Origin of the sequence: Butyricimonas muris (assembly GCF_046365375.1) — a bacterium.
Lineage (GTDB): Bacteria > Bacteroidota > Bacteroidia > Bacteroidales > Marinifilaceae > Butyricimonas > Butyricimonas muris.
In genome coordinates, this window is the sequence record NZ_JBKEIT010000015.1 from 63685 (window position 1) to 85850 (window position 22166).

Annotated in this window: 20 protein-coding genes; 15 read left to right on the forward strand and 5 right to left on the reverse strand. The window is 40.3% G+C overall.

Annotation, left to right across the window (positions count from 1 at the left end):
- Positions 1-106: 106 nt before the first annotated feature.
- A complete protein-coding gene (locus ACK8P8_RS20540) occupies positions 107-706 on the forward strand; it encodes a GNAT family N-acetyltransferase (protein WP_410026233.1) in 600 nt (199 codons plus the stop codon).
- Positions 707-719: 13 nt separating this feature from the next.
- On the opposite strand, the gene ACK8P8_RS20545 is transcribed toward ACK8P8_RS20540, so the two are convergent.
- The 3 genes from ACK8P8_RS20545 to ACK8P8_RS20555 form a co-directional block, all read right to left on the reverse strand.
- Entirely contained in the window at positions 720-1328 is a 609-nt protein-coding gene (locus ACK8P8_RS20545; protein ID WP_099294551.1) for a superoxide dismutase, read from the reverse strand.
- A 320-nt stretch (positions 1329-1648) separates the two neighbouring features.
- Positions 1649-2263 carry a hypothetical protein gene (locus ACK8P8_RS20550; protein WP_410026234.1) on the reverse strand — a complete coding sequence of 205 codons (615 nt, stop codon included), beginning with the start codon at positions 2261-2263 and terminating at the stop codon, positions 1649-1651.
- Between the two features lie 26 nt (positions 2264-2289).
- Entirely contained in the window at positions 2290-4425 is a 2136-nt protein-coding gene (locus tag ACK8P8_RS20555) for a TonB-dependent receptor (protein WP_410026235.1), read from the reverse strand.
- A gap of 806 nt (positions 4426-5231) precedes the next feature.
- Here ACK8P8_RS20555 and ACK8P8_RS20560 point away from each other — a divergent pair.
- From ACK8P8_RS20560 to ACK8P8_RS20570, 3 genes are all read left to right on the forward strand, one after another.
- Entirely contained in the window at positions 5232-5663 is a 432-nt protein-coding gene (locus tag ACK8P8_RS20560; RefSeq protein ID WP_410026237.1) for a Fur family transcriptional regulator, read from the forward strand.
- A gap of 24 nt (positions 5664-5687) precedes the next feature.
- On the forward strand, positions 5688-6236 hold the full coding sequence (locus ACK8P8_RS20565; protein WP_027202454.1) for an NADH peroxidase: 549 nt from the start codon (positions 5688-5690) through the stop codon (positions 6234-6236).
- 204 nt (positions 6237-6440) lie between these two features.
- Positions 6441-7025, forward strand: coding sequence for an alpha/beta hydrolase (locus tag ACK8P8_RS20570; RefSeq protein WP_099292470.1), 585 nt, complete (start codon positions 6441-6443; stop codon positions 7023-7025).
- A 47-nt stretch (positions 7026-7072) separates the two neighbouring features.
- Here ACK8P8_RS20570 and thiD read toward each other — a convergent pair whose 3' ends face one another.
- Both thiD and ACK8P8_RS20580 read right to left on the reverse strand, forming a co-directional pair.
- Positions 7073-7882, reverse strand: coding sequence for a bifunctional hydroxymethylpyrimidine kinase/phosphomethylpyrimidine kinase (gene thiD, locus ACK8P8_RS20575; RefSeq protein ID WP_099292469.1), 810 nt, complete (start codon positions 7880-7882; stop codon positions 7073-7075).
- 14 nt (positions 7883-7896) lie between these two features.
- Positions 7897-8604 carry an SAM-dependent methyltransferase gene (locus ACK8P8_RS20580; protein ID WP_410026238.1) on the reverse strand — a complete coding sequence of 236 codons (708 nt, stop codon included), beginning with the start codon at positions 8602-8604 and terminating at the stop codon, positions 7897-7899.
- A gap of 74 nt (positions 8605-8678) precedes the next feature.
- Between ACK8P8_RS20580 and ACK8P8_RS20585 the strand changes: the two genes are divergently transcribed.
- From ACK8P8_RS20585 to uvrA, 11 genes are all read left to right on the forward strand, one after another.
- A complete protein-coding gene (locus ACK8P8_RS20585; RefSeq protein WP_099294549.1) occupies positions 8679-9440 on the forward strand; it encodes an MBL fold metallo-hydrolase in 762 nt (253 codons plus the stop codon).
- A gap of 95 nt (positions 9441-9535) precedes the next feature.
- Positions 9536-12052 carry a DNA gyrase subunit A gene (gene gyrA / locus ACK8P8_RS20590; protein ID WP_303181583.1) on the forward strand — a complete coding sequence of 839 codons (2517 nt, stop codon included), beginning with the start codon at positions 9536-9538 and terminating at the stop codon, positions 12050-12052.
- A gap of 43 nt (positions 12053-12095) precedes the next feature.
- The gene (locus tag ACK8P8_RS20595) at positions 12096-13340 is read left to right on the forward strand and encodes a tetratricopeptide repeat protein (protein ID WP_410026239.1); all 1245 of its coding nucleotides are present in this window, start codon (positions 12096-12098) and stop codon (positions 13338-13340) included.
- A 187-nt stretch (positions 13341-13527) separates the two neighbouring features.
- A complete protein-coding gene (locus ACK8P8_RS20600) occupies positions 13528-14337 on the forward strand; it encodes an SDR family oxidoreductase (RefSeq protein ID WP_410026240.1) in 810 nt (269 codons plus the stop codon).
- 195 nt (positions 14338-14532) lie between these two features.
- A complete protein-coding gene (locus tag ACK8P8_RS20605; protein WP_410026241.1) occupies positions 14533-15975 on the forward strand; it encodes a DUF3078 domain-containing protein in 1443 nt (480 codons plus the stop codon).
- 4 nt (positions 15976-15979) lie between these two features.
- Complete coding sequence (locus ACK8P8_RS20610) at positions 15980-17026, forward strand: nucleoid-associated protein (protein WP_186975382.1); 1047 nt, start codon at positions 15980-15982, stop codon at positions 17024-17026.
- Positions 17027-17028: 2 nt separating this feature from the next.
- Positions 17029-18063: an endolytic transglycosylase MltG gene (gene mltG, locus ACK8P8_RS20615; RefSeq protein WP_410026242.1), complete on the forward strand. Its 1035-nt coding sequence runs from the start codon at positions 17029-17031 to the stop codon at positions 18061-18063.
- Positions 18064-18174: 111 nt separating this feature from the next.
- On the forward strand, positions 18175-18522 hold the full coding sequence (gene rpsF, locus ACK8P8_RS20620; RefSeq protein ID WP_199691956.1) for a 30S ribosomal protein S6: 348 nt from the start codon (positions 18175-18177) through the stop codon (positions 18520-18522).
- Positions 18523-18525: 3 nt separating this feature from the next.
- Positions 18526-18795, forward strand: a complete 270-nt coding sequence (gene rpsR / locus ACK8P8_RS20625) for a 30S ribosomal protein S18 (protein ID WP_018336357.1) — start codon at positions 18526-18528, stop codon at positions 18793-18795.
- A gap of 21 nt (positions 18796-18816) precedes the next feature.
- The gene (rplI, locus tag ACK8P8_RS20630) at positions 18817-19257 is read left to right on the forward strand and encodes a 50S ribosomal protein L9 (RefSeq protein ID WP_186975380.1); all 441 of its coding nucleotides are present in this window, start codon (positions 18817-18819) and stop codon (positions 19255-19257) included.
- A gap of 128 nt (positions 19258-19385) precedes the next feature.
- Positions 19386-22145: an excinuclease ABC subunit UvrA gene (uvrA, locus tag ACK8P8_RS20635; protein ID WP_410026243.1), complete on the forward strand. Its 2760-nt coding sequence runs from the start codon at positions 19386-19388 to the stop codon at positions 22143-22145.
- The last annotated feature ends 21 nt before the right edge of the window (positions 22146-22166 follow it).

Here is a 22166-nt window from a genome sequence, read left to right on the forward strand (position 1 = left end):
TAATTATCTTCGCGTATTGAGTATAAATATCGTCTTATGGTACTAATCAATAATTCCTTTGTGTTTATTGGCAGACAAGAGTTGTACTGAAAAAGATCTTTAGTTTATGATATATAAAAACGAAATCATATTACAACCTCTGTTTAATGAAGATATACCCTTGTTTAATAGTTGGCTGAACAAGGAATATATCTACAAATGGTTGTGCCCGAATGGAGAAGAACAAAGAGAGGCTTGGTTGGATGAAGTAAATAATAGAAATGGTAAGTATGATTTTATAAAACATTTTATTATTCACTATAAGGATAGGAAAATAGGGTATTGCCTTTATGCTGATTGTTTCTTTCTGAAAGATTTAGAGGAAGAAGGTTATGATTTTGAGAGCTTGTATAGAGACGTTGTCGAAGAGGACCACACTTATGAAATTGGTTATTTGATTGGTGAAGAAGAGTATCTGAATAAAGGTATCGGCAAAATAGTTATTCAGAAGTTAGAAGAAAAAATCATTGAAGTTGGTGGGCGTGAAATATCGGCAGACCCTTCTGAAGAAAACACGTTCTCGATAAAGGCTTTGTTAAGTAATGGGTTTTATAAAAAGAATGATGGAGATTATAGAAAAATAATTATCGAAAGAGATTCCGGAGAGGCTATAAAAGTCATGAGCGGAAGAAAAATTCTTCCGCTCATGACTAGGTTAAAAGTGTAGTATAGATTATCTTTTATGCCAGTCGTTTGTTTACAACGTCCCAATTGATAATATTCCAATAATTCTCGATGTATTTCGGGCGAGCGTTCTGAGTGTCCAAATAATAAGCGTGCTCCCAAACGTCGATGGTTAATATCGGTTTCTTGCCATGTTTCAATGGGGTATCGGCGTTGCTTGTTTGCATGATTTCCAATTTTCCGTCTTTGTCGACAACCAACCAGCCCCAACCCGAACCAAATAAGGTAGTGGCTGCTTTGGCAAACGCTTCTTTGAAAGCATCAAAGTTCCCGAACGATTTATCTATCAATTCTTTTATTTTTCCGGTAGGAGCAACCTTTGCCGCATTATGCGGTTGGAATGTTTCGAAATAGAAAATATGGTTGTAAGTTTGTGCGGCATTATTGAATATTCCGCCCTCTGATTTGATCACGATACCTTCCAGACACATTTTTTCAAACTCGGTTCCGGCAATCAGGTTGTTCATGTTCGTGATATAGGTAGCAAGGTGTTTACCATAGTGGTATTGAATCGTTCTCTCGCTAATATAGGGTTCTAATGCATTTTCCTTGTAGGGGAGAGCAGGTAATTGAAATTTATTATCTGCACCTCTTTTGTTGATCATATCAGATGATATCAACACGTCTAAATCTTTAAATTCTTCTGGTTTCATATCCTTATGTTTTAAATTAAACTGTCTTTAAATTTAGTAATTCTAATGGATAGAAACGATAAGTTATAAAAAAAGTTTCATTAATCGGAAGATATTTTTAGAGAATATGAAGATAAAAATGGAAAGAAACCAATAATATAGAGGGGTATCCGACGAAAATACTTAAAAACAAATAATTTAGGAGAAATGCTTAGGAATATATAAAAATGCTATGAAGCGTTTGGAATTTTAAAATTTTCCCCGGCATGTTAGTGGCCGGGGAAAAGTATGAATTAGCGTTTAAGAGTTGTTCCGATTTCGAGTGTTGTAGTTTTATTTAAAATCGTTTCAACAGCCGTAAGAATTAGTTGCTCCTCCATTGATAAATCTAAGTTAAGTCCCTTTACCAAAGATAATAGAGTCTGAATATATGTTTTATCAATATAAAGAGTCAGAGCAGCTGTTCCTATCTCGTATTTTAAACTAATGGCAGGCATCATAGCTATATCTTTTCCTACAAGCGCACTAAGTTCATCTTTATTTAGCGTAACATTAATTGTTGATTTTTGTACAACGTATGTAGCACTCAACTCTTTACTTGCTCCATCTATTTTCATCAAGACAGTAAGTTCCTTCTTAGAATCAAAACGAATTCCCATGAAATATTCTCCCATTTTTTCATTTCCCAAGTCAATAACCATATTGGTGATTTCTTCTGGAGTCATAGGATCCATTCCGGGTATTGAAATGCTCTCTTCTGAATAATCGAAAACAAAATGAGTTTTATCAAACTTCCAAGTCCCTGAAAATTCTGCGGGGATATCATCGTCATCATCATCGTTACAAGATGAGAAACTCACACACGCTGCAAATAACACAGCTACTAAATACATTAATTTGTTTTTCATACTAGATTAATTAAAAGATTTGTCATTTAAATTTTAATGGTTATCGATGCCCCGAATCGTGATGGAGCTCCGGATTGACCGGAATTCAGGTATTCGGGTAAGTTTTTGCCTACCGGACTGTTGAACATGTAGCAGAAAAAGGCTTTATTCAAGATATTTTTCCCCCACACGTGAAAGTCTATGTATTTCCCTGAAACGCCAAAATTCATATTCCACAAGAAATAAGGATTTTGTTTCAAGGTATTTGCTTCGTCGAAATATTGTTTGCCAAAACCTGTCACGGAAGTCGTTGCCATGAAAGACTGAAATAAAGGTGTTTTCACTTTCTTTTGGTAAGAGAATCCCGTGTTCAACGTAAATTCCGGAGCCATCACGATTTTATTACCCTCGTATGCTTTAGTCAAATGGTGATAGTACTCGGAATTACTGTACCCTGATGAAAGAAAATAGGTGAGGTAAGGCATGCATTCCCATGTCAGATCCATTTCCGCACCGAAACTACGTGCATCTCCGGCGTTCTTTATGATCGGTCCCATCATCTCCATCACGAAGATTTGCTGATCTTTCCAATCAATATAAAAAATAGCGGCATTCACGTTGAAACGCCCGTTTTGGCTGAAATACTTTGTCCCGATCTCGTAATTCCAAAGGGTTTCCTTATCATACTCCAATTTTACGACCTGCGAGGTCATATCATTCGCTATGATATTATAGCCTCCCGCTTTGTATCCCTTGGCTATGCTGGCATAAGCCGATAGTTGCCCGTTCCACTTTTTCAACACGGAGAATTTCGGTAGCCAAGCGCTGTACGAGTTATCTTCCTCCCAATCATGGAACCCAGAAAAGCTGTTTGCCCCGTGGAATAACAAGCTATCCCTGTAATCGAGTGATGCCTTCTCGTAATCGTATCGTAATCCCACGGTGACAAATACACCGGGAAGCAGATTTTTTAGAGTGACTTGCCCGTAACCCGCGATACCCCACGTACTCGTGTTATTGTAATACAACGTTTTATCCAAATCCAAGGGGAGCAATAAATGGCGTTCAGTCCCGAAAGTAGCCAGATAATCGTTCGTCAGATCTTTGTAGAAACCGAATGTCCCGACAGTCCAATCCAATTTTTCACTCTCGGTGGACTGGTAATTGATCTCTTGTGTAACCAAGTTCTGCTTTGATTTTTTCCCGTTTCGGAACACGTCATGGAATGTAAAATCGGCATCCAATTCCTGCTTGTCTTTTGTCCATGAATAGGAGGTAATCCAGTTTAATGCCGTTCGGTCAAAAGTTTTCCGTGCGTTCACGTGGGCGGAAGCCAAGTCCCGTTTGTAAGAAGCATCGGCATCATAATTCACCCGGTAGCGATGTACTTTCAGTGAATCAATAGCATGATAGGCGTATCCGTCATCAAAACTATGATTATAATTTATGCCTAAAGCCACTTGCCAAGTATCATTCGTGTGTAATTGTCCTTGATAGCGCAAGTTGTAAGAATCAGATTTATTGGTTTTTCCTCCCGTGAAATCGTTCTTGAAATACCCGTCTGTCCGGTTGTAAGAAAAAGACAATTTATTGTATATTACATTCCGGACGGGCAGATTTGCCGTTACCATGTAGTTCTGGGAGTTATAACTCGAAACCCCGGCTTTTGCCTGCAGGGTGAATTTCGAGGCGGGGGGATTGGTTCTGATATTTATCAATCCGATAATACTATTTCTCCCGTACAGAGTGGTTTGCGGACCTCTCAGTACCTCGATCTGTTTAATATCATATAGATCGAAAATAAAGGCGTTCTTGTCAAAGACCGGAACTCCGTCCACGTATAAGCCCACGGGCGGCGTTCCCGAAACGGTTCCTATTCCGCGCACGTAAAGCGGGGTGGAGAGTTTTAACCCACCTTCCTGCATGTAAAAATTGGGAATCATACCCGACAGATTACGCAAATCCGGTGTATTTTCATTCAGCAGATTTTTTCCCGAAATAACACTAAGCGCAACGGGAATCTCGCTGATAGACAATTCTCTTTTCTCGGCGGTGATAGTCACTTCCTGCAATTGTTTGATAGCGCTGAAAGTGGTATCATCCGACTGCATTACCTGTGAACGTTGGGCTGATAAAGAACCGCAAATTGTCATAAATAGCAAAGAGCTATATAATTTTCGCATATTTTTATCAATGATTAAATTGTTTGACGTGTCAATCATTTGTCCTAAGTTAAATACATACGGACACAATAAAATACAGACACGTCGGGGGTGCCCTTAACGTTTTCAAGGTTAGACACGGAGCCTTGGATTCCGCGGGGGGAGTATAATATAGTCGCTCCGGACTATCAATATGCGGGATAAATATTTTCTTGACTTCGGTTTTTGTTTGTTTTTCGTGTACCTCCTGATAATGGAGTACGTGATTACCGGTTAAATTATAAAAATGAACAGTGTTCCCCGGAAGCGCTTCCGGGAGCTTTGTTTGGTCTTTCGGGTAGAAACACACCACGAAAAAAGCTGAAACAAGCAAGTAGACAAATATATTGACCGATGGTCCTATGAAAAACATGATGCAAATCTATAAAAATATTTCAAGTGTAATACAAAAAGTTGAATATTTCAATGTATTCGTAATAAGTATTGTTTCTAGTGTTTATCAATAGTTATTTCGGGGTTATCCTTGCTCAACTTACTTACAAATCAGTTTTAATACCCTTACAAGTACCCCGCTTAGTGGTGTTGTAAGCGGGGTATAAGTATTTTGTAAAGGGTGTGAGGTTTTATTACCCGGGGATAACCCTAGATTAAGGTTGGATAATCCATTGGTAAGCAATATACTTATTTATCTCTGTTGAACAGAAGCGTGAAACGTTAAAATTGGAATGGTTCTAAATTATAGTAAAATCAACAAGAAGATGTTGCGATTATAAAAAAGATGACGATATTTGCACTCGATATAATTTTGTAACAATTACAAATTAGCAATGAGTACAATTCAAGACACGAGAGAGTACATGCTACAATATGATATTAAACCGTCCGTACAACGAATGGCTATCATGGAATATCTCATGAAGAATAGGGTGCATCCCACGGCTGACGAGATATACGGGGCTTTGTACCCGATGATGCCTACTTTGTCGAAAACGACCGTGTACAATACTATGCGGTTGTTCATGGAGCAAGGTGCGATAAAAGCTCTCGTGATTGATGAAAAGAATGTTCGGTTTGACGTAGACACGAGCGATCATGCTCATTTCATGTGTTTAGGATGCGGGTGCGTGTACGACATCCCGATCGAGAACCGGGAAGCAATCGTGTTGGACGGGGTAGGAGAATTGCTCATCACGGAAACACACCTTTATTATAAAGGGTATTGCAAAAAATGCGCGGAAGAAAAAGGAAAAATCATATAATTAATTCATTAAAAAGAGTGCGTTATGAAAAAATTTATTTGTACAGTATGTGGCTATGTTCACGAGGGAGATGAAGCTCCGGAATTTTGTCCTCAATGTAAACAACCGAAGAGCAAATTTAAAGAATTGGTAGAAACCGAGGGAGCGTTGACTTTTGTTGACGAGCATCGTTTAGGCGTTGCCAAAGGCGTTGATCCGGAAGTTTTGGAAGGATTAAGGGCTCACTTTAACGGGGAGTGTTCTGAAGTCGGGATGTACTTGGCAATGAGTCGTCAAGCTGATCGTGAAGGTTACCCGGAGATCGCTGAAGCATTCAAACGTTACGCGTGGGAAGAAGCAGAACATGCTGCCAAATTTGCCGAGTTGTTGGGAGAATGTGTGTGGGATACCAAAACGAACTTGAAAAAACGTATGGAAGCTGAGGCAGGAGCCTGCGAGGATAAAAAACGGATCGCTACTTTAGCTAAAAAGTTGGACTTAGACGCAATCCACGATACCGTTCACGAGATGTGTAAAGACGAGGCGCGCCACGGGAAAGGGTTTGAAGGACTTTACAACCGGTATTTTAAATAATCAAGGCAAAGCCTTGACGTTGCAGGTTACAGGTTCACAAGTTACAAGTTGTCTTATAAAACTTTTAATTTGTTGATTTGTAATTCATAACAAAAATCTATTTGGTAACTCGAATAGATTTTTGTTTTTTTTATACTTTGCTAGTGTAACTTTGCTTATTCACTCTCCGTATCACAAAGCAAATTCACTTAACATGGAAATTGTATGAGAACTTATAGATGCGAAGACGTCACTTTAACAGATAAAGGCATAGACAGCAAAGGATGGTTGTGTAACCCACAAGAAAAAGGGAGAAAACCGGCAATCATAGTTTTAGGACCCAAAAATACGTCAAATACCCCGGTATCATTACAATATGCCACTAGACTGGCAAATTACGGTTACGTTGTATTGGGGTTGGAAGAAACTCAAAACGTGAGAGCCGCTATTGATTACTTGAGTTTAAAGGACGAGGTTGATCCGGATAAATTATACGCTATCGGTATTTGTAACGGTACCAACGAGGTGTTGGCAGGTACGGAAGCGGATAAACGATTAAAAGCGATAGCCCTCGTGTCCGGTTGTTACAAGCGGAAAGAGGCTTCCAAAGTAAAAATACCTACCATTGTTATTCATGGCGGTGAAAACGAGAAAGAATATCAAGCGGCTCAACGCGTGTATGACACGATTCGAGCGGAAGAGAAGCTAGCGATTTGGGAAGGTTCTGTGACTCATGCCCAATATTTTGATGATCCGCTCGTGCTGGACAAAACTGTCCGTAATGTATTCCGTTGGTTTAAAACACATTGACAACCACACTATATATTTCGAGGGGCTGCAATTGCGGCGCCTCGATTTCATTCCCACCACTTGTAAAAATGATGAACAGCCCCGTGTCCATGCCCGATCCGGTAATTCGCGGCAGCTTCTATTGCCCCATGCAAGTAATTAATAGCAGCTTGCACGGCCTCTTCCATGGAGTAATCGTGAGCGAGATACGCGGCAACGGCGGATGATAGTGAACATCCCGTACCATGCGTGTTCACCGTATTGATTTTTTTCATGGTGTAACGGTATTCCCGATCGTTCTTGTAATCAACCAGCACATCGGTTATTTCTTCGCATTCCAGATGTCCTGCTTTCAAGAGAATATTGCTGGCTCCGATATTCTTCATTTTAGGGATGGAAGCGTACAGGTCTTCCTGCGTGTTAATCTTCATTCCGGACAGTATTTCAATCTCGAACGTGTTCGGGGTAATCACGGAGGCAAGCGGGAAAAGTTCCTGTTGAAGCACTGCAATGGCCTCCCGTTGCACGAGAAGATCGCCGGAAGTGGCTACCATAACCGGATCGACCACGATATGTTTTACAGGATAATCCTGCAATACTTTTACTATCGCGCGAATGACATCAACAGAATGTAACATACCGATTTTCACTGCATCAGCACCGATATCATCCAGACAAGCCCGTATCTGTGCTTCAATAACATGAACGGGGAGAGGCTCTATCGCTTTCACTCCCACGGTATTTTGAGCGGTTACGGCAGTTATGGCAGTCATGGCAAAACAACCACAAGCGGAGATCGCTTTCAAGTCGGCTTGAATTCCGGCTCCGCCACCGCTATCCGAACCGGCTATGGATAAAACTCTTTTATAAGTCTTCATCGTAATTTGAATAATTAGAATGGTCTGGCGTACAGGATAAAGATAGCCGGACGTTTGTTGATGTCCGGTTTAACATGTTTCCAGTCCTTGATTTGCATTGTTTTTATATACTCGTTTTCTGTCGTGATATCACAAGCTACCGTGAGGCGTGTCACGGGAGAGAGAGAAGACACGATATCCTCGAATAGTTGCAGGTTGCGATAGGGTGTTTCAATAAATATCTGGGTACGGTTTTCTGCCGCGGATTGCTTCTCGTAAGTTTTCAGACTTTTTACTCGTTCCGAACGATTGACGGGAAGATAGCCGTTGAAAGAAAAATTCTGACCGTTACACCCGGAAGCAATAAGCGCGAGCAGGATGGAGGAGGGACCGACAAGCGGCACCACTTGGTAGTTGTGGCGATGTGCCAGCGCTACCAGTTCTGCCCCCGGATCAGCGATACCGGGACATCCGGCCTCTGATATAATACCCACGTCGTTGTCTTTCAAATAAGGTATATACGCCTCAATATCCTTGATGTCCGAATGTTCGTTCAAATCCAGAAAAGTCAGTTCATCGATGTGAATTGTTTTGTCTATTTTTTTCAAGTATCGACGGGTGTTTTTGACATTTTCCGTGGCAAAAATCCGGATACTTTTGATCGTGTCGATCACATCACGGGGAATAACCCCCTCGACTGTTGTTTCCCCTAGCAAATTAGGAAGCAAATATAATTTTCCCATAAATAAAATGTTTGCGGCAAATATACGGGATTATTCCGAATCTTATTAATTTCGCGATAAATAGTTGTGAACGGATGAAAGTTACGATACTAGGAAGTGGAACTTCGCAGGGCGTGCCTGTTATCGCTTGCGAATGTGATGTTTGTCGCTCGACCGACGAACACGATAAACGATTGCGGAGTTCCGTAATGATTGATATAGAGGACAAGAAATTAATCATTGATGCCGGACCCGATTTCCGGACCCAAATGCTGCAAGCGCAAGTGAAGGACGTGAGGGCATTACTGCTGACACATGAACACAAGGATCATATCGGGGGATTGGATGATATACGGGCATTTAACTGGGTGAAACAAGGTGGGGTTGACGTCTATTGTAATTATTTGACCATGAAAGCTGTTCGTAAAGATTACGATTACGCTTTCGCTAAATTCAAGTACCCGGGAGTCCCGGAAATGAATATACACGTGGTGGACGAGGAACCTTTTCTGATTGACGATATCGAGGTTATTCCGATCACGGTCATGCATTACAAACTGCCGGTCACGGCGTTTCGTATCGCTAACTTCGCGTATGTTACCGATGCCAATTATATCCCGGAGGAAAGTATGAAGAAACTGGAAGGGGTAGAATATCTTGTAATCAACGCCCTGCGGAAAGAGCCGCATCTATCGCATTTTACCTTGGGACAAGCTTTGGAGGTGGTGAAACGACTGAACGTGAAGCAGGCATACATCACGCATATCGGACATCAAATGGGGTTACACGGTGACGTTTCGGGTGAATTACCGGATAACGTGAAGCTGGCACACGATATGTTAGTTTTTGAATTGTGAATATTGCGGGGAAAAAATTTCCTTTAATTCATCGTTTTTATTACATTTGTGGGATTTTGGGAATAATGAATTAAAAGAGTAATTTAATATTATAAATGGAAAACGTCGGAGAAAAAATTATTAAGATCAACATCGAGGAGGAGATGAAATCTTCGTACATTGACTATTCAATGTCGGTGATCGTGTCGCGTGCATTGCCTGATGTTAGGGACGGTTTGAAACCGGTACAAAGAAGGGTATTGTTTGGAATGAGCGAATTAGGTGTAACATCCGGTAAGCCATTCAAAAAGTCAGCGAGAATCGTGGGAGAGGTACTCGGAAAGTATCATCCTCACGGGGATAGCTCGGTGTACATGGCAATGGTGCGTATGGCTCAAAGATGGTCTTTGCGTTACCCGTTAGTAGACGGGCAAGGTAACTTCGGGTCAGTGGACGGGGATAGCCCTGCTGCCATGCGTTACACGGAGGCTCGCTTAATGAAGATTTCTGAAGATATTCTGGCTGATTTGGATAAGGATACGGTAAACATGATACCGAACTTTGACGAATCGTTGAAAGAACCGAGTGTTATGCCGACCAAGATACCTTTATTATTAGTGAACGGAGCTTCCGGTATCGCGGTGGGTATGGCAACGAATATGGCACCTCATAACGTAGGTGACACGGTGGACGCTATTTGTGCTTATATAGATGATAACGATATCGAAATTGATGACCTGATACGGATAATCAAAGCCCCGGATTTCCCCACGGGAGGAACGATTTACGGGTACAGCGGGGTACGGGAGTCCTACCACACGGGAAGAGGACGTATTATCGTGCGTTCCAAAACATCTATTGAAACGACTCCCCACGGACGGGAAAAAATCATTGTGCATGAAATCCCTTACATGGTGAATAAAGCCGAATTGATTTCCCGTATTGCCGATTTGGTAAATGAAAAGAAGATTGACGGTATTTCGAATATCAACGACGAATCTGACCGGAGTGGTATGCGTATCGTGATTGACTTGAAAAAAGACGCAATAGCCAACGTGGTATTGAATACCTTGTTAAAACATACAGCTCTTCAAACTTCTTTTGGGGTAAATAATATTGCTTTGGTTGGAGGACGACCCCGACTATTAAACTTGAAAGATTTGATACGTTTGTTCGTGGAGCATCGCCATGAAGTGGTAATTCGCCGTACGCAATTTGAATTGAAACAAGCGGAAGACCGGGCTCATATTCTGGAAGGATTAATTATAGCCAGTGACCATATAGATGAAGTTATCCGTATTATTCGCGCATCCAAAACGCCGGATGAGGCGAGAAATACTTTAATGGAAACTTTCTCTTTAACGGAAATTCAGGCACGGGCCATAGTGGAAATGAGATTGCGCCAATTAACAGGGCTTGAACAGGACAAACTGAGAGCGGAATACAATGATCTACTCAAGTTAATCGAGCACTTGAAGGAAATTTTGGCTAGCGTGGAACTGAGAATGCAAATCATTAAAGATGAACTTTTACAAGTAAAGGCTCAGTATAATGACGAGCGTAGAACCGATATCGTGTACGCATCCGAGGAGTTTAACCCGGAAGATTTCTATGCAGATGAAGCAGTGGTTATCACGATTTCTCACATGGGATATATCAAGCGTACCCCGCTTTCCGAGTACAAGGTACAAAATAGAGGAGGGGTAGGGTCCAAAGGTTCTGCGACTCGTGACGAGGATTTCCTCGAACACATGATTATGGCGACAATGCATAATACCATGTTGTTCTTTACCGAAAAAGGAAAGTGTTTCTGGCTGAAAGTTTGGGAAATCCCGGAAGGCTCGAAACAATCGAAAGGTCGGGCAATACAGAATCTGTTGAATATAGAGCCGGACGATAAAGTAAAAGCATATATCAACACGCTGGATTTAAAAGAAAACGACTATATTAATAGCAATTACATCGTGTTATGTTCCAAGCGGGGTATTGTCAAGAAAACCACGCTGGAAGCCTATTCTCGTCCGAGAGCAAACGGTGTGAACGCGATCACGATTAAAGACGGGGATCAACTATTAGATGCCAAGTTGACTAACGGTGAAAATGATATCATGATAGCCGTGAAATCTGGTAAAGCGATTCGTTTCCCGGAAGCAAAAGTGCGTCCCATGGGTAGAACGGCATCCGGGGTAAGAGGTATCACTCTGGATAGTGAAAAAGATGAAGTGATTGGCATGATTTGTGTTGAACCTGACAAAGCAGACGTGTTGGTTGTTTCAGAAAACGGATATGGAAAACGCTCTAGCATAGAAGACTATCGAATCACGAATCGAGGTGGCAAGGGTGTGAAAACCATTAACATGACAGATAAAACGGGAGAATTAATCGCACTATTGGATGTTACGGATGAAGATAACTTGATGATCATTAATAAATCCGGCTTGACTATCCGACTTGACGTGAGTACGCTGCGAGTTATGGGACGTAACACTCAAGGAGTGAGATTGATTAATTTGCGGAACGATGACGCTATAGCCGCTGTCGCTAAGGTTTCAGCTTCAAAAGAAGAAGAGGGACAGGAAGAAGGGCAGGAGAGTACGAATGTAGAGGAAGCCGGAGAAAACAATGAGGAATAATTATTTACAAATAATATCTAATTGGAACACAAATTTTAAACGTATGAGAAAACTAACTTTTATCATTGCCCTTCTGCTTTGCGTGAATGTGTCTTTCGCGCAAATGGGAAAAGTGACATCTGCTGTTAGCTTTTACACGCAGGGAAAGCTAGATAAAGCAAAAGAGCTAATCGATGAAGCTATCGGACATGAGAAATGTGTAAACAACCCGAAAGCACACTTCGTGAGAGGACAGATCTATCAAGGTATCTTCGAGAGCCAAGATGAAAACTACAAGAAATTATCTAAAGACCCGCTTCCGATTGTTTGGGAATCTTTCCAAAAGGTAATACAATTGGATGATAAGAAGAAATTTGAAAAAGACTTGAAGGCTCAATTTGCCAATCTTGTTGTTGACTTCACTAATCAAGGTATCATATGTTATAACGAAGGTACCAAAGTGGAAGAAGCACAAGGAGCTGAAGCGGCTAAAAGTTATTTCCAAGCAGCCTTCGATAATTTCAAAAAGACTTTGGAGCTCAATGTTTCTCCTTATGGAACACAGAAAGTGGATACTGCCGTGATCTATAACGCGGGTGTTGCCGCTCATAAAGCCGGTAATGTGGATGAAGCTATCGAGTATTACAAAAAGTCTATGGAATTGGGTTACGAGGCAAACAGAATTTATGCCATGTTAGCCAGTATCTATTTAGGCAGAAGCCGCGAAGCCAAAGAAGCCGGGGATTCAATTACCGCTAAAGCAATTCAAGAAGAAGCAGTCAAGTATTTGCAAGAGGGGCACAAATTATTCCCGAATGACGAATACATGTTGATAGAGCTTATCAATTATTATCTGATGGGAGATACCCCCGCAAAAGCTGAAGAATTTTTGGATGCAGCAATCAGACTGGAGCCGAATAAACCTGATTATTACCGTGCTAAAGGTCAATTATACGAGAAAATAAACCAACCTGATAAAGCAGAACAAATGTATATCAAGACGTTGGAATTGAAACCGGATGATTTCTTTGCACAGTATAACTTGGGAAATATCCAGTTGAACCGCGTAATCGAAGCACACAAGGTTGTTATGGATATCGTTGATGTTAAGGAATATAACGCAGAACTTGCCAAGATTATGGATCAATACGAGGCTGTGGTTCCTTATTTTGAAAGAGCTTTAGAATTACAACCGAACGACAAAAATACTTTGATTACTTTGAAAGAATTGTATTATCGTTTGCAAGCTAGTAAAAAGCAATATGAAAGCAAGTACAACGATACAATGTCTAAGCTTAACAACATGTAATACAGCTATATAAAAGAAGAGGGAAAACATCCCTTTTCTTTTTTATACATATCGCTTATCATAATGTCAATTATAAAACTATTATATAATAATCTTTTTTTCTTATTTGGGTTCTTCATTCTTCAAACTTGTTATTATATTTGTAAGTTAAAATGAGGAAATTCTAAATACCTAAGAAACAAGATTCATGCAAAACAAAGTGGTGATTATTACAGGTGCATCTTCCGGTATTGGTAAAGCGTTGGTTTATGAATTTGCCAGATGCGGAGCCAAAATTTCCATGGGTGCCAGAAATACAGAGGAATTGAAAAAGATTGAGGATGACCTGAAAGCAAGCGGAACGGAAATTATTTCCGTACAGACGGACGTCACCCGTGAAACGGATTGTAAAAATCTGATAGAGAAAACTCACGAGCGTTTTGGCAGAATTGATGTCCTTGTGAATAACGCGGGAATTTCCATGCGTGCTCTATTTGAAGACTTGGAAATAGATGTTATACGTCGTTTAATGGATGTCAATTTTTGGGGAACCGTGTATTGTACGAAATATGCATTACCTTATTTATTACAGACAAAAGGCAGTTTGGTAGGTATTATCTCCGTGGCAGGCTTCCTCGGTTTACCGGGAAGAACCGGATATTCAGCCAGTAAATTTGCTGTCCGCGGGTTCTTGAATACGTTACGTGTCGAGAACTTGAAAAAAGGTTTGCACGTACTTGTTGCCGCCCCGGGATTTACGGCATCCAATATTCGTAAAACCGCTTTAGTTGCTGACGGTAGTCAACAAGGTGACAGTCCAAGAGCCGAAAGTAAAATGATGAGTGCTGAACGATGCGCTCAAATCATTGTAAATGGAGTTGTTAAGCGGAAACGTGAAATTATTATGACATTGGTTGAAGGAAAAATATCCGTGTTTTTGAGTAAATGGTTCCCTAGCTTGCTGGATAAACTTGCTTATGGTCATATGGCAAAGGAGCCGAACTCTCCGTTCAAATAACAAGTTAATTATCTCATGAGGTTTGTTGTTGTTGTAATTATTATTTTTGCCCTATCCCAGAATACACTTTTTGCACAGGAAAAGACGGACTCTCGGGTTATAACGGTACGTCCATCGTATATTTTACCGGTCAAACATACTCGAGCAGACTCTCTTTATCACACAAAACCTCAGATAAGATACGCGTATAAACAATTGAAAAACACTCATATAGGTAATCCTGCGACTCGATACGCTCTGGAGAATCTAAAGAAAGAGCGATTAAAGTACTATGAACTCAACCGGGCAATTAATACGTTGAGAGATTATGCTGAAAACGAGCATATTAAATATATGCTCGATTACGTGAGGAGTTATTTCAAAACAGTACAGGCAAAGGAAGAAGCTATCAAAAGAATACAGGAACGCATATCGAAAGATAGTATTGATTTTTACAAACAACATCCGGACTTGGATTCATTACGCTTGTTGGACTCAGCCCGGTATGATATATTTCTAAACCCGAATTTGGAAGCGCTTGTAGCATTTATGGAACAGGATGAAAACTACCAATGGATGAAAGAGAGAAGTCGTGATTCTGTTCTGGTTTCCGTGTTGGGTGTATCCAATCGTTCTAAAAATATTTGGTTGAACACGGGACGTACGGAGTATCATCGTTTAATGACAGAAAATTTCCGTGGGGATACGATTAGCGGTTGGATAAAAACCCTACCTGATGGTAAACAGATGAAGTTCTTTTTGGATGGAGATGTTTATCAAACCAAGAAATTTGCCATATTGCAAGAACCGCGCGAGGAACCGTTACTCGTGGCATCCGATTCGAGCTATTTTGTTCTCGCCGAGATGAAGATCGGGACACTCGAAAGACGGCATTGGACTTATTATTCCGATGTCACGTTGTCTTTCGGACAAGGTTTTATTAGTGACAATTGGGCAAGTGGAGGTGAAAGTTCTCTTTCTATTCTCTCTGATTTAAAGTATTTTATTAATTATAAAAAGAAAACCACGACATGGGAAAATTCATTCCGTTACCGTTTGGGGGCGCTGAAAAGCGGAAGCGAGGAATTGAGTAAAAATGAAGATAAATTAGAGATACAATCAAAAGTCGGTGTAAAAGCTTTCAGACATTGGAATTATGCCACGCAGTTTGATCTGAATACTGTTCTGTTTAATTCTTACAATGCTTCGGATCGGGAAACCGTGATTGCCAATTTTTTGTCACCTTGTAATTTTACGTTATCTTTGGGTTTGGACTTTAAACCCAAGGATAATATTTCATTGTATCTCTCTCCTATTGCCGGACAATGGGTATATGTACGGGATACAAGTAAAGTGGATGTAACCCGGTATGGTATTGAAGCCGGGAAAAGATATAAAAGTGATGCCGGTGCCAAGATAGAATTGAAGAACAAACATTCTCTCTTCAATTTTCTTGACATAGATAATCACTTGATGTTATTCTCAAGTTATTACGAGCAGCCGGAAAAACTGACGGTTGACTGGCGTCTGACATTGAAATTCAAGATAAATTATTTCATGCAGACTTCGATATATGCCAACGCGGTGTATAATCAAAACGATTCGAAAAAAATACAGTTTAAAGAAACATTGAATTTAGGAGTACATTTTAGATTTTAGCATTATGATGAACTTTGATACTTGTGAGATAAATAATATCGTGATTCACGATATCGGTAATAAATACGAGGATGGTCAAATACGCCTTTCCGAGTCATGTTTTCTGCCGGATGATGCGGACGTACACAACCTATTGAAAAGTTATTTCCTCTCCCCTTTCAAGAAAGACGCTTATTATCGTTTTGCACCCGTGGAGGACGACTTGTATAATAACTTGGTATATAGTACTGTAAGTTCTGTTTTTGAAGATGAATCCAATCTATATGAGGCTTCCGTGAATATCGCGCAACATTTGTTTGACCAATCCAATCATCCGAATATCAAGGCGGGAGAACTCTATATGGTGCATTTCAAAAACTGTGTGTTGGAAGAAGGTCCTTGTGATGCCGTTGGTATCTTCAAGTCCGAAACAAAAGATACTTTCTTGAAAATTATTCTTAATGAAAATAGTTACCAGCTTGAAAGCGAACGAGGAATTAATATCAAGAAATTGGATAAAGCCTGTCTGGTATTCAATGTTGACGGGGAAAACGGTTATCGGGTAAGCATTCTCGATAAAACGAACTCCTCGGAAGCTGTTTATTGGACAACGGATTTCTTGGGGTTGGAACAGTGTGATGATAACTATTTCCAGACATCCAACTACTTGAAACTTTGCAAAGATTTCGTGCAAGAGGTTTATAATCAAGAAAATGATATCCCGAAAGCAGACCAGATTGATATGTTGAATCGCTCGATAGATTATTTTAAAAAGGCGGACGTGTTTAACGAGAACCTTTTCAAGGATGAAGTTGTCAATGATCCACAGATAATCAATGCTTTCGAAGATTTCAAAAATTATTACGAGGAAAAGAACGAATTGTCTTTAAAAGACCAGTTCGATGTTTCCAACAGTGCGGTTAAAGATGAAAAGAGATTCTTCAAGCATATATTGAAATTGGATAAGAATTTTCACGTGTATATACACGGGCAAAAGAAATATATTGAAAAAGGATATGATTCCGCCCGTGATATGAATTACTATAAATTATATTTCAGGGAAGAAAACTAATTATGAGTAAGATAGTAAAAAGAATTCTTGTATTTGTTATAATAATCATGGCGTTAGTGGCTGTCATGGGTGGAATCGGTTATTATTACGTGTTCTCCCCTAATACTGTCGTGACAGATGATGGAATTCTTTATATCCGGGATAGTAATTCTGTCGTTCAAGTGTTTGAAACACTGCAAAGCCGGGGATACATCAAGAATCCCAACACCCTCAGTAGCGTGGCGAAACTGAAGAAGTTTTCTTCTTCTGTAAAATCCGGAAAATATAAAATCCGTGATGGAATGAACAACAACGAACTGGTTAATATGTTTCGGGCGGGAAATCAAGTTCCGGTTCATTTTACCTTTAATAATATGCGGACTATTGAAGAGTTTGCCGATGAAGCTCAAGAAAAATTGGCTGTTTCCAAAGATGAATTAATGGCTTTACTGACAGATTCGGACGTTCTCGCGGAATTAGGGTTCAATTCGAATACCATTTTGGCGATGTTTATTCCAAATACGTACGAGATTTATTGGAATATCCCGGCCATGGATTTGCTAAAACGGATGAAAAAAGAATATGCCCGCTTCTGGAATGAAAACCGTATGGCAAAAGCCAGAGAAATAGGATTAAGTCCCGAAGAGGTGATCACGTTAGCTTCAATTATAGAAGAAGAGACTGTAAAGGCAGAAGAATACCCTGTCATCGCCGGAGTTTACATGAACAGATTAAACAAAGGAATAAAATTAGATGCTTGTCCCACGTTGAAATTCGTGCTCGGTGATTTCACGATCAGCCGTATTCTGGACCGTCATATGCAAATAGATTCTCCTTATAATACTTATATGTATGCCGGACTGCCCCCCGGCCCTATTCGTATGGCTTCAATAAAAGTTATAGATAGTGTTCTGAATTACCAGAAACACGATTATTTATTCTTTTGCGCGAAAAGTGATTTTTCCGGCTACCATAATTTCTCCCGTACACTTCGGCAACACAATGCCTATGCCCGGGAGTACCATCGAGAGTTGAATAAACGCAAGATATGGAAGTAGAAAGAAAATCTAAAATTGAGGATTTCTTTGTAAATCCAAACAAAAGTGCTAACTTTGCGGGCGATAAAATAATTTTTATTAGATTAATGTATTAATAAACAATCAGTTATGTTGAATCATTACGAAACCGTTTTCATCACAACTCCCGTTTTATCTGAAATACAGGTAAAGGAAGCGGTAGAAAAATTCAAGGCTGTTATTACCGAAAATGGAGGTAATATCGAGCATGAGGAGGCTTGGGGTCTACGCAAGCTGGCTTATCCAATCCAAAAGAAGACGACAGGTTTTTATCACTTGTTTCAATTCGAAGGAGAAGGAACTTTAGTTGATAAACTGGAGACTTCTTACAGACGAGACGAAAAAGTGATTCGTTTCTTGACGTTCAGATTAGACAAGTATGCTTACGAGTATGCATTGAAAAGAAGAGCAAAAAATCAAGTAAAACAAGAGGAGAAATAAGCCATGGCACAGAACGAAAGTGAAATTAGATATTTAACCCCCCCAACGGTTGAAATCAAAAAGAAAAAGTACTGTCGATTCAAAAAAGCAAAAATCAAATTTATCGACTACAAGGATCCGGAATTTTTAAAGAAATTCTTGAACGAACAAGGCAAGATTCTTCCCAGAAGAATTACCGGAACTTCTGTAAAGTACCAAAAGAAAGTAGCAACCGCAGTGAAGAGAGCAAGACATCTTGCTTTGTTGCCCTACTTAACCGACTTGATGAAATAATTTTAAGGAAGGAGGACACAAATGGAGATAATTTTATTGACAGATATAGCAAACTTGGGACATAAGGATGACATCGTTGATGTTAAGCAAGGTTACGGTCGTAACTATCTTATCCCTCAAGGCTATGCTATTTTAGCAACCCCTTCAGCAAGAAAAGTTGTAGCGGAAAACTTGAGACAAAGAGCTCACAAAGAAGCTAAATTAAAAGCTGAAGCAGAAGAATTAGCAGCACAATTAGCAGAAGTAAAACTTACCATCGGTGCTAAAACCAGCTCTACCGGTAAGATTTTCGGTTCTGTAAACAGTATCATGATTTCTGAAAGTCTGAAAGAGAAAGGATTCGATATCGACCGGAAGAAAATCGTACTGAAAGACGTAAAAGAAATAGGAACTTACACCGCTCTTATCAAACTTCATAGAGAAGTAAAAATTGATGTAGAGTTCGAAGTAGTTTCCGAATAAATTAAAACAAGTCATTAACAAGACTTAAACGCATTTCCAAACATATTCCAAACGCTAAAAGCACCCCTCAAAGGGTGCTTTTTTTGTGAGAAAAGTCGTATCTTTGTAGATATTTTGGAAGGACAGATATGAGTAAGCAGAGAATAGAGTTGAAAGGAATACGGGTGCATAACCTGAAAAATATAGATCTTGACATTAAATTGAACCAGTTGGTGGTTATTACCGGGGTTTCCGGTAGCGGTAAATCATCACTGGCTTTTGATACGTTATATGCCGAAGGACAGCGGCGTTACGTGGAAAGTCTTTCTTCGTATGCGCGCCAATTTCTTGGAAGATTGAATAAACCGGAATGCGATTACATTAAAGGTATCCCCCCTGCCGTTGCCATCGAGCAGAAAGTAAACACATCGAACCCGCGTTCAACGGTGGGAACATCCACGGAACTTTATGACTATATTAAACTTCTGTATGCCAGAATGGGGAAAACCTTTTCACCTGTTTCCGGTGAAGAAGTAAAACGTCATAGCGTGGATGATATAAGCCAGTATATACTGGATCAAGACATGGAACAGACCGTCATTATCATGGCAAAATCCAAAGACATGACGGACGATGGACTTCCTCTCTTGGTCAGTCAAGGATTTTCGAGAATTAAATACGGGGACGAATTTATCCGTATTTCCGATTTGATTGATAAAAATGAATCACTTGATCCCGGCAAAGAGATTTTTCTAGTGATAGACAGGCTTCGGATAAGCCATGAGAAAGATACCGTTTCAAGAATCAAAGACTCTATAGAAACCGCTTTATACGAGGGTAACGGAACTTGTTACGTGGAAATAGACGGAAAGATAAAGTCTTTTTCGAATAAGTTTGAAGCCGACGGAATCACGTTCCAAATCCCGACAATAAACACGTTCAGTTTCAATTCTCCTATCGGGGCTTGTCCCAGATGTGAGGGATACGGGAAGATTCTAGGAATTGACGAAGATCTTGTGGTACCTAATAAATCTTTAAGTGTATATGATGATGCCGTCATGTGTTGGCGGGGAGAAAAAATGAGCGAGTGGAAACACTATTTCATCAAAAACGCACACAAGGTAAATTTTCCCGTGCATACCCCCTATTATGAATTGACAGAAAAAGAAAAAGATACCCTTTGGAATAACGAGAGTGGTATATACGCGTTCTTCGAGTATCTTGAATCCAAAAAGTTCAAAATACAGAACCGCGTGATGATTGCGCGTTATACCGGTAAAACAAAATGCCCGGTATGTCATGGAACCCGATTAAAAAAAGAAGCCACTTACGTGAAAATAAACGGTAGGGCAATAACGGAACTTGTAGATATGCCTATCACGGAATTGAAAACATTCTTTGACACGTTGGTACTTTCCGAACACGATCAAGTTATTGCCGCTCGTGTGCTTCCGGATATTCATAACCGGATTAATTTCTTACTGGATGTAGGATTGGGATACTTGACTCTTAATCGGTTATCTTCTTCTCTGTCCGGTGGTGAGTCACAACGGATTAACTTGGCAACCTCTCTAGGGTCGGCCTTGGTCGGTTCTTTGTATATTTTGGACGAACCGAGTATCGGACTTCACTCTCGCGACACGGATCGCTTGATCAACGTGTTGCATCGTCTTCGGGACTTGGGAAACACGGTCGTTGTCGTGGAGCATGATGAAGATATTATAAAATCTGCCGATGAAATTATTGACGTGGGACCATTGGCCGGACGTTTAGGCGGTGAAATTATTTTCCAAGGTTCGTTGAAGGAACTAAAAAAAGCGAATACATTAACGTCAGACTATATTTACGGGGAAAAAACGATTCCTGTGCCTGCCGTCAGAAAGAAATCGGAGCGCAAAATTGTACTTACTGGGGCAACAGAAAACAACTTGAAGAATATTGATGTCACGATTCCTTTGGGCGTGATGACCGCGGTAACCGGAGTAAGTGGTTCCGGGAAAAGTACATTGATTAAAACGATCCTCGTTCCCGCCCTGAAAAAATACTACGGTGATTATTCCGATCGTACCGGGAGTTTTAATAAATTATCCGGTGATATTGATATGATACGCGGGGTTGAATTTATAGATCAAAATCCGATTGGTAAATCCTCTCGTTCCAATCCGGTGACTTACTTGAAAGCATGGGATGATATCCGGAAAATATACGCGGACGAGAAACTTTCAAAATTAAACGGTTTCAAACCGGCACACTTTTCTTTTAACGTACCGGGAGGACGATGTGAAGAGTGTCAAGGAGAAGGTATTATTAAAGTTGAAATGCAATTCATGGCGGACGTTTACCTTGAATGCGAGCATTGCAAAGGGAAGCGTTTCAAGGATGAAGTGTTGGAAATCAAGTACAAAGACAAGAACATCTACGATATATTGGAAATGACGGTAAACCAAGCTGTCGAGTTTTTCTCTTCCGGGACAAGCCATAGCGAACGGAGTATCGTGGCGAAACTGCAAAAATTAGTCGATGTCGGGCTTGGGTATATCAAGTTGGGACAAGCTTCCAGTACATTAAGTGGTGGAGAAAGTCAGCGGGTAAAATTAGCTTATCATTTGAGCCAAGAGAATGCTGATCCTACCCTTTTCGTGTTTGACGAACCCACGACAGGTCTACACTTTCATGATATCCACAAACTGATGGACTCGTTGAATGCCTTGATAGACAGGGGGCACACGGTACTGATTATCGAGCATAACATGGACGTGATCAAATGCGCTGACAACATTATTGACCTTGGTCCCGAGGGAGGAAGTGAAGGCGGATACCTCGTGTTCGAGGGGACTCCCGAAGAATTGGTGAAATGCCAAAATTCGTACACGGGTAAATATTTAGCAGAGAAATTACAAGAGAAATGATTATAAATGAAAATTACTGGG

Excerpts from the sequence above, each read along its gene's own strand:
- ACK8P8_RS20550 (WP_410026234.1), bottom strand. The coding sequence starts at position 2,263 with ATGAAAAACAAATTAATGTATTTAGTAGCTGTGTTATTTGCAGCGTGT.
- ACK8P8_RS20545 (WP_099294551.1), bottom strand. The coding sequence starts at position 1,328 with ATGATCAACAAAAGAGGTGCAGATAATAAATTTCAATTACCTGCTCTC.
- ACK8P8_RS20595 (WP_410026239.1), top strand. The coding sequence starts at position 12,096 with ATGAGAAAACTAACTTTTATCATTGCCCTTCTGCTTTGCGTGAATGTG.
- rplI (WP_186975380.1), top strand. The coding sequence starts at position 18,817 with ATGGAGATAATTTTATTGACAGATATAGCAAACTTGGGACATAAGGAT.
- ACK8P8_RS20560 (WP_410026237.1), top strand. The coding sequence starts at position 5,232 with ATGAGTACAATTCAAGACACGAGAGAGTACATGCTACAATATGATATT.
- thiD (WP_099292469.1), bottom strand. The coding sequence starts at position 7,882 with ATGAAGACTTATAAAAGAGTTTTATCCATAGCCGGTTCGGATAGCGGT.
- ACK8P8_RS20570 (WP_099292470.1), top strand. The coding sequence starts at position 6,441 with ATGAGAACTTATAGATGCGAAGACGTCACTTTAACAGATAAAGGCATA.
- rpsR (WP_018336357.1), top strand. The coding sequence starts at position 18,526 with ATGGCACAGAACGAAAGTGAAATTAGATATTTAACCCCCCCAACGGTT.
- ACK8P8_RS20540 (WP_410026233.1), top strand. The coding sequence starts at position 107 with ATGATATATAAAAACGAAATCATATTACAACCTCTGTTTAATGAAGAT.
- ACK8P8_RS20585 (WP_099294549.1), top strand. The coding sequence starts at position 8,679 with ATGAAAGTTACGATACTAGGAAGTGGAACTTCGCAGGGCGTGCCTGTT.
- gyrA (WP_303181583.1), top strand. The coding sequence starts at position 9,536 with ATGGAAAACGTCGGAGAAAAAATTATTAAGATCAACATCGAGGAGGAG.
- ACK8P8_RS20600 (WP_410026240.1), top strand. The coding sequence starts at position 13,528 with ATGCAAAACAAAGTGGTGATTATTACAGGTGCATCTTCCGGTATTGGT.
- ACK8P8_RS20565 (WP_027202454.1), top strand. The coding sequence starts at position 5,688 with ATGAAAAAATTTATTTGTACAGTATGTGGCTATGTTCACGAGGGAGAT.
- mltG (WP_410026242.1), top strand. The coding sequence starts at position 17,029 with ATGAGTAAGATAGTAAAAAGAATTCTTGTATTTGTTATAATAATCATG.
- uvrA (WP_410026243.1), top strand. The coding sequence starts at position 19,386 with ATGAGTAAGCAGAGAATAGAGTTGAAAGGAATACGGGTGCATAACCTG.
- ACK8P8_RS20610 (WP_186975382.1), top strand. The coding sequence starts at position 15,980 with ATGATGAACTTTGATACTTGTGAGATAAATAATATCGTGATTCACGAT.
- ACK8P8_RS20555 (WP_410026235.1), bottom strand. The coding sequence starts at position 4,425 with ATGCGAAAATTATATAGCTCTTTGCTATTTATGACAATTTGCGGTTCT.
- ACK8P8_RS20580 (WP_410026238.1), bottom strand. The coding sequence starts at position 8,604 with ATGGGAAAATTATATTTGCTTCCTAATTTGCTAGGGGAAACAACAGTC.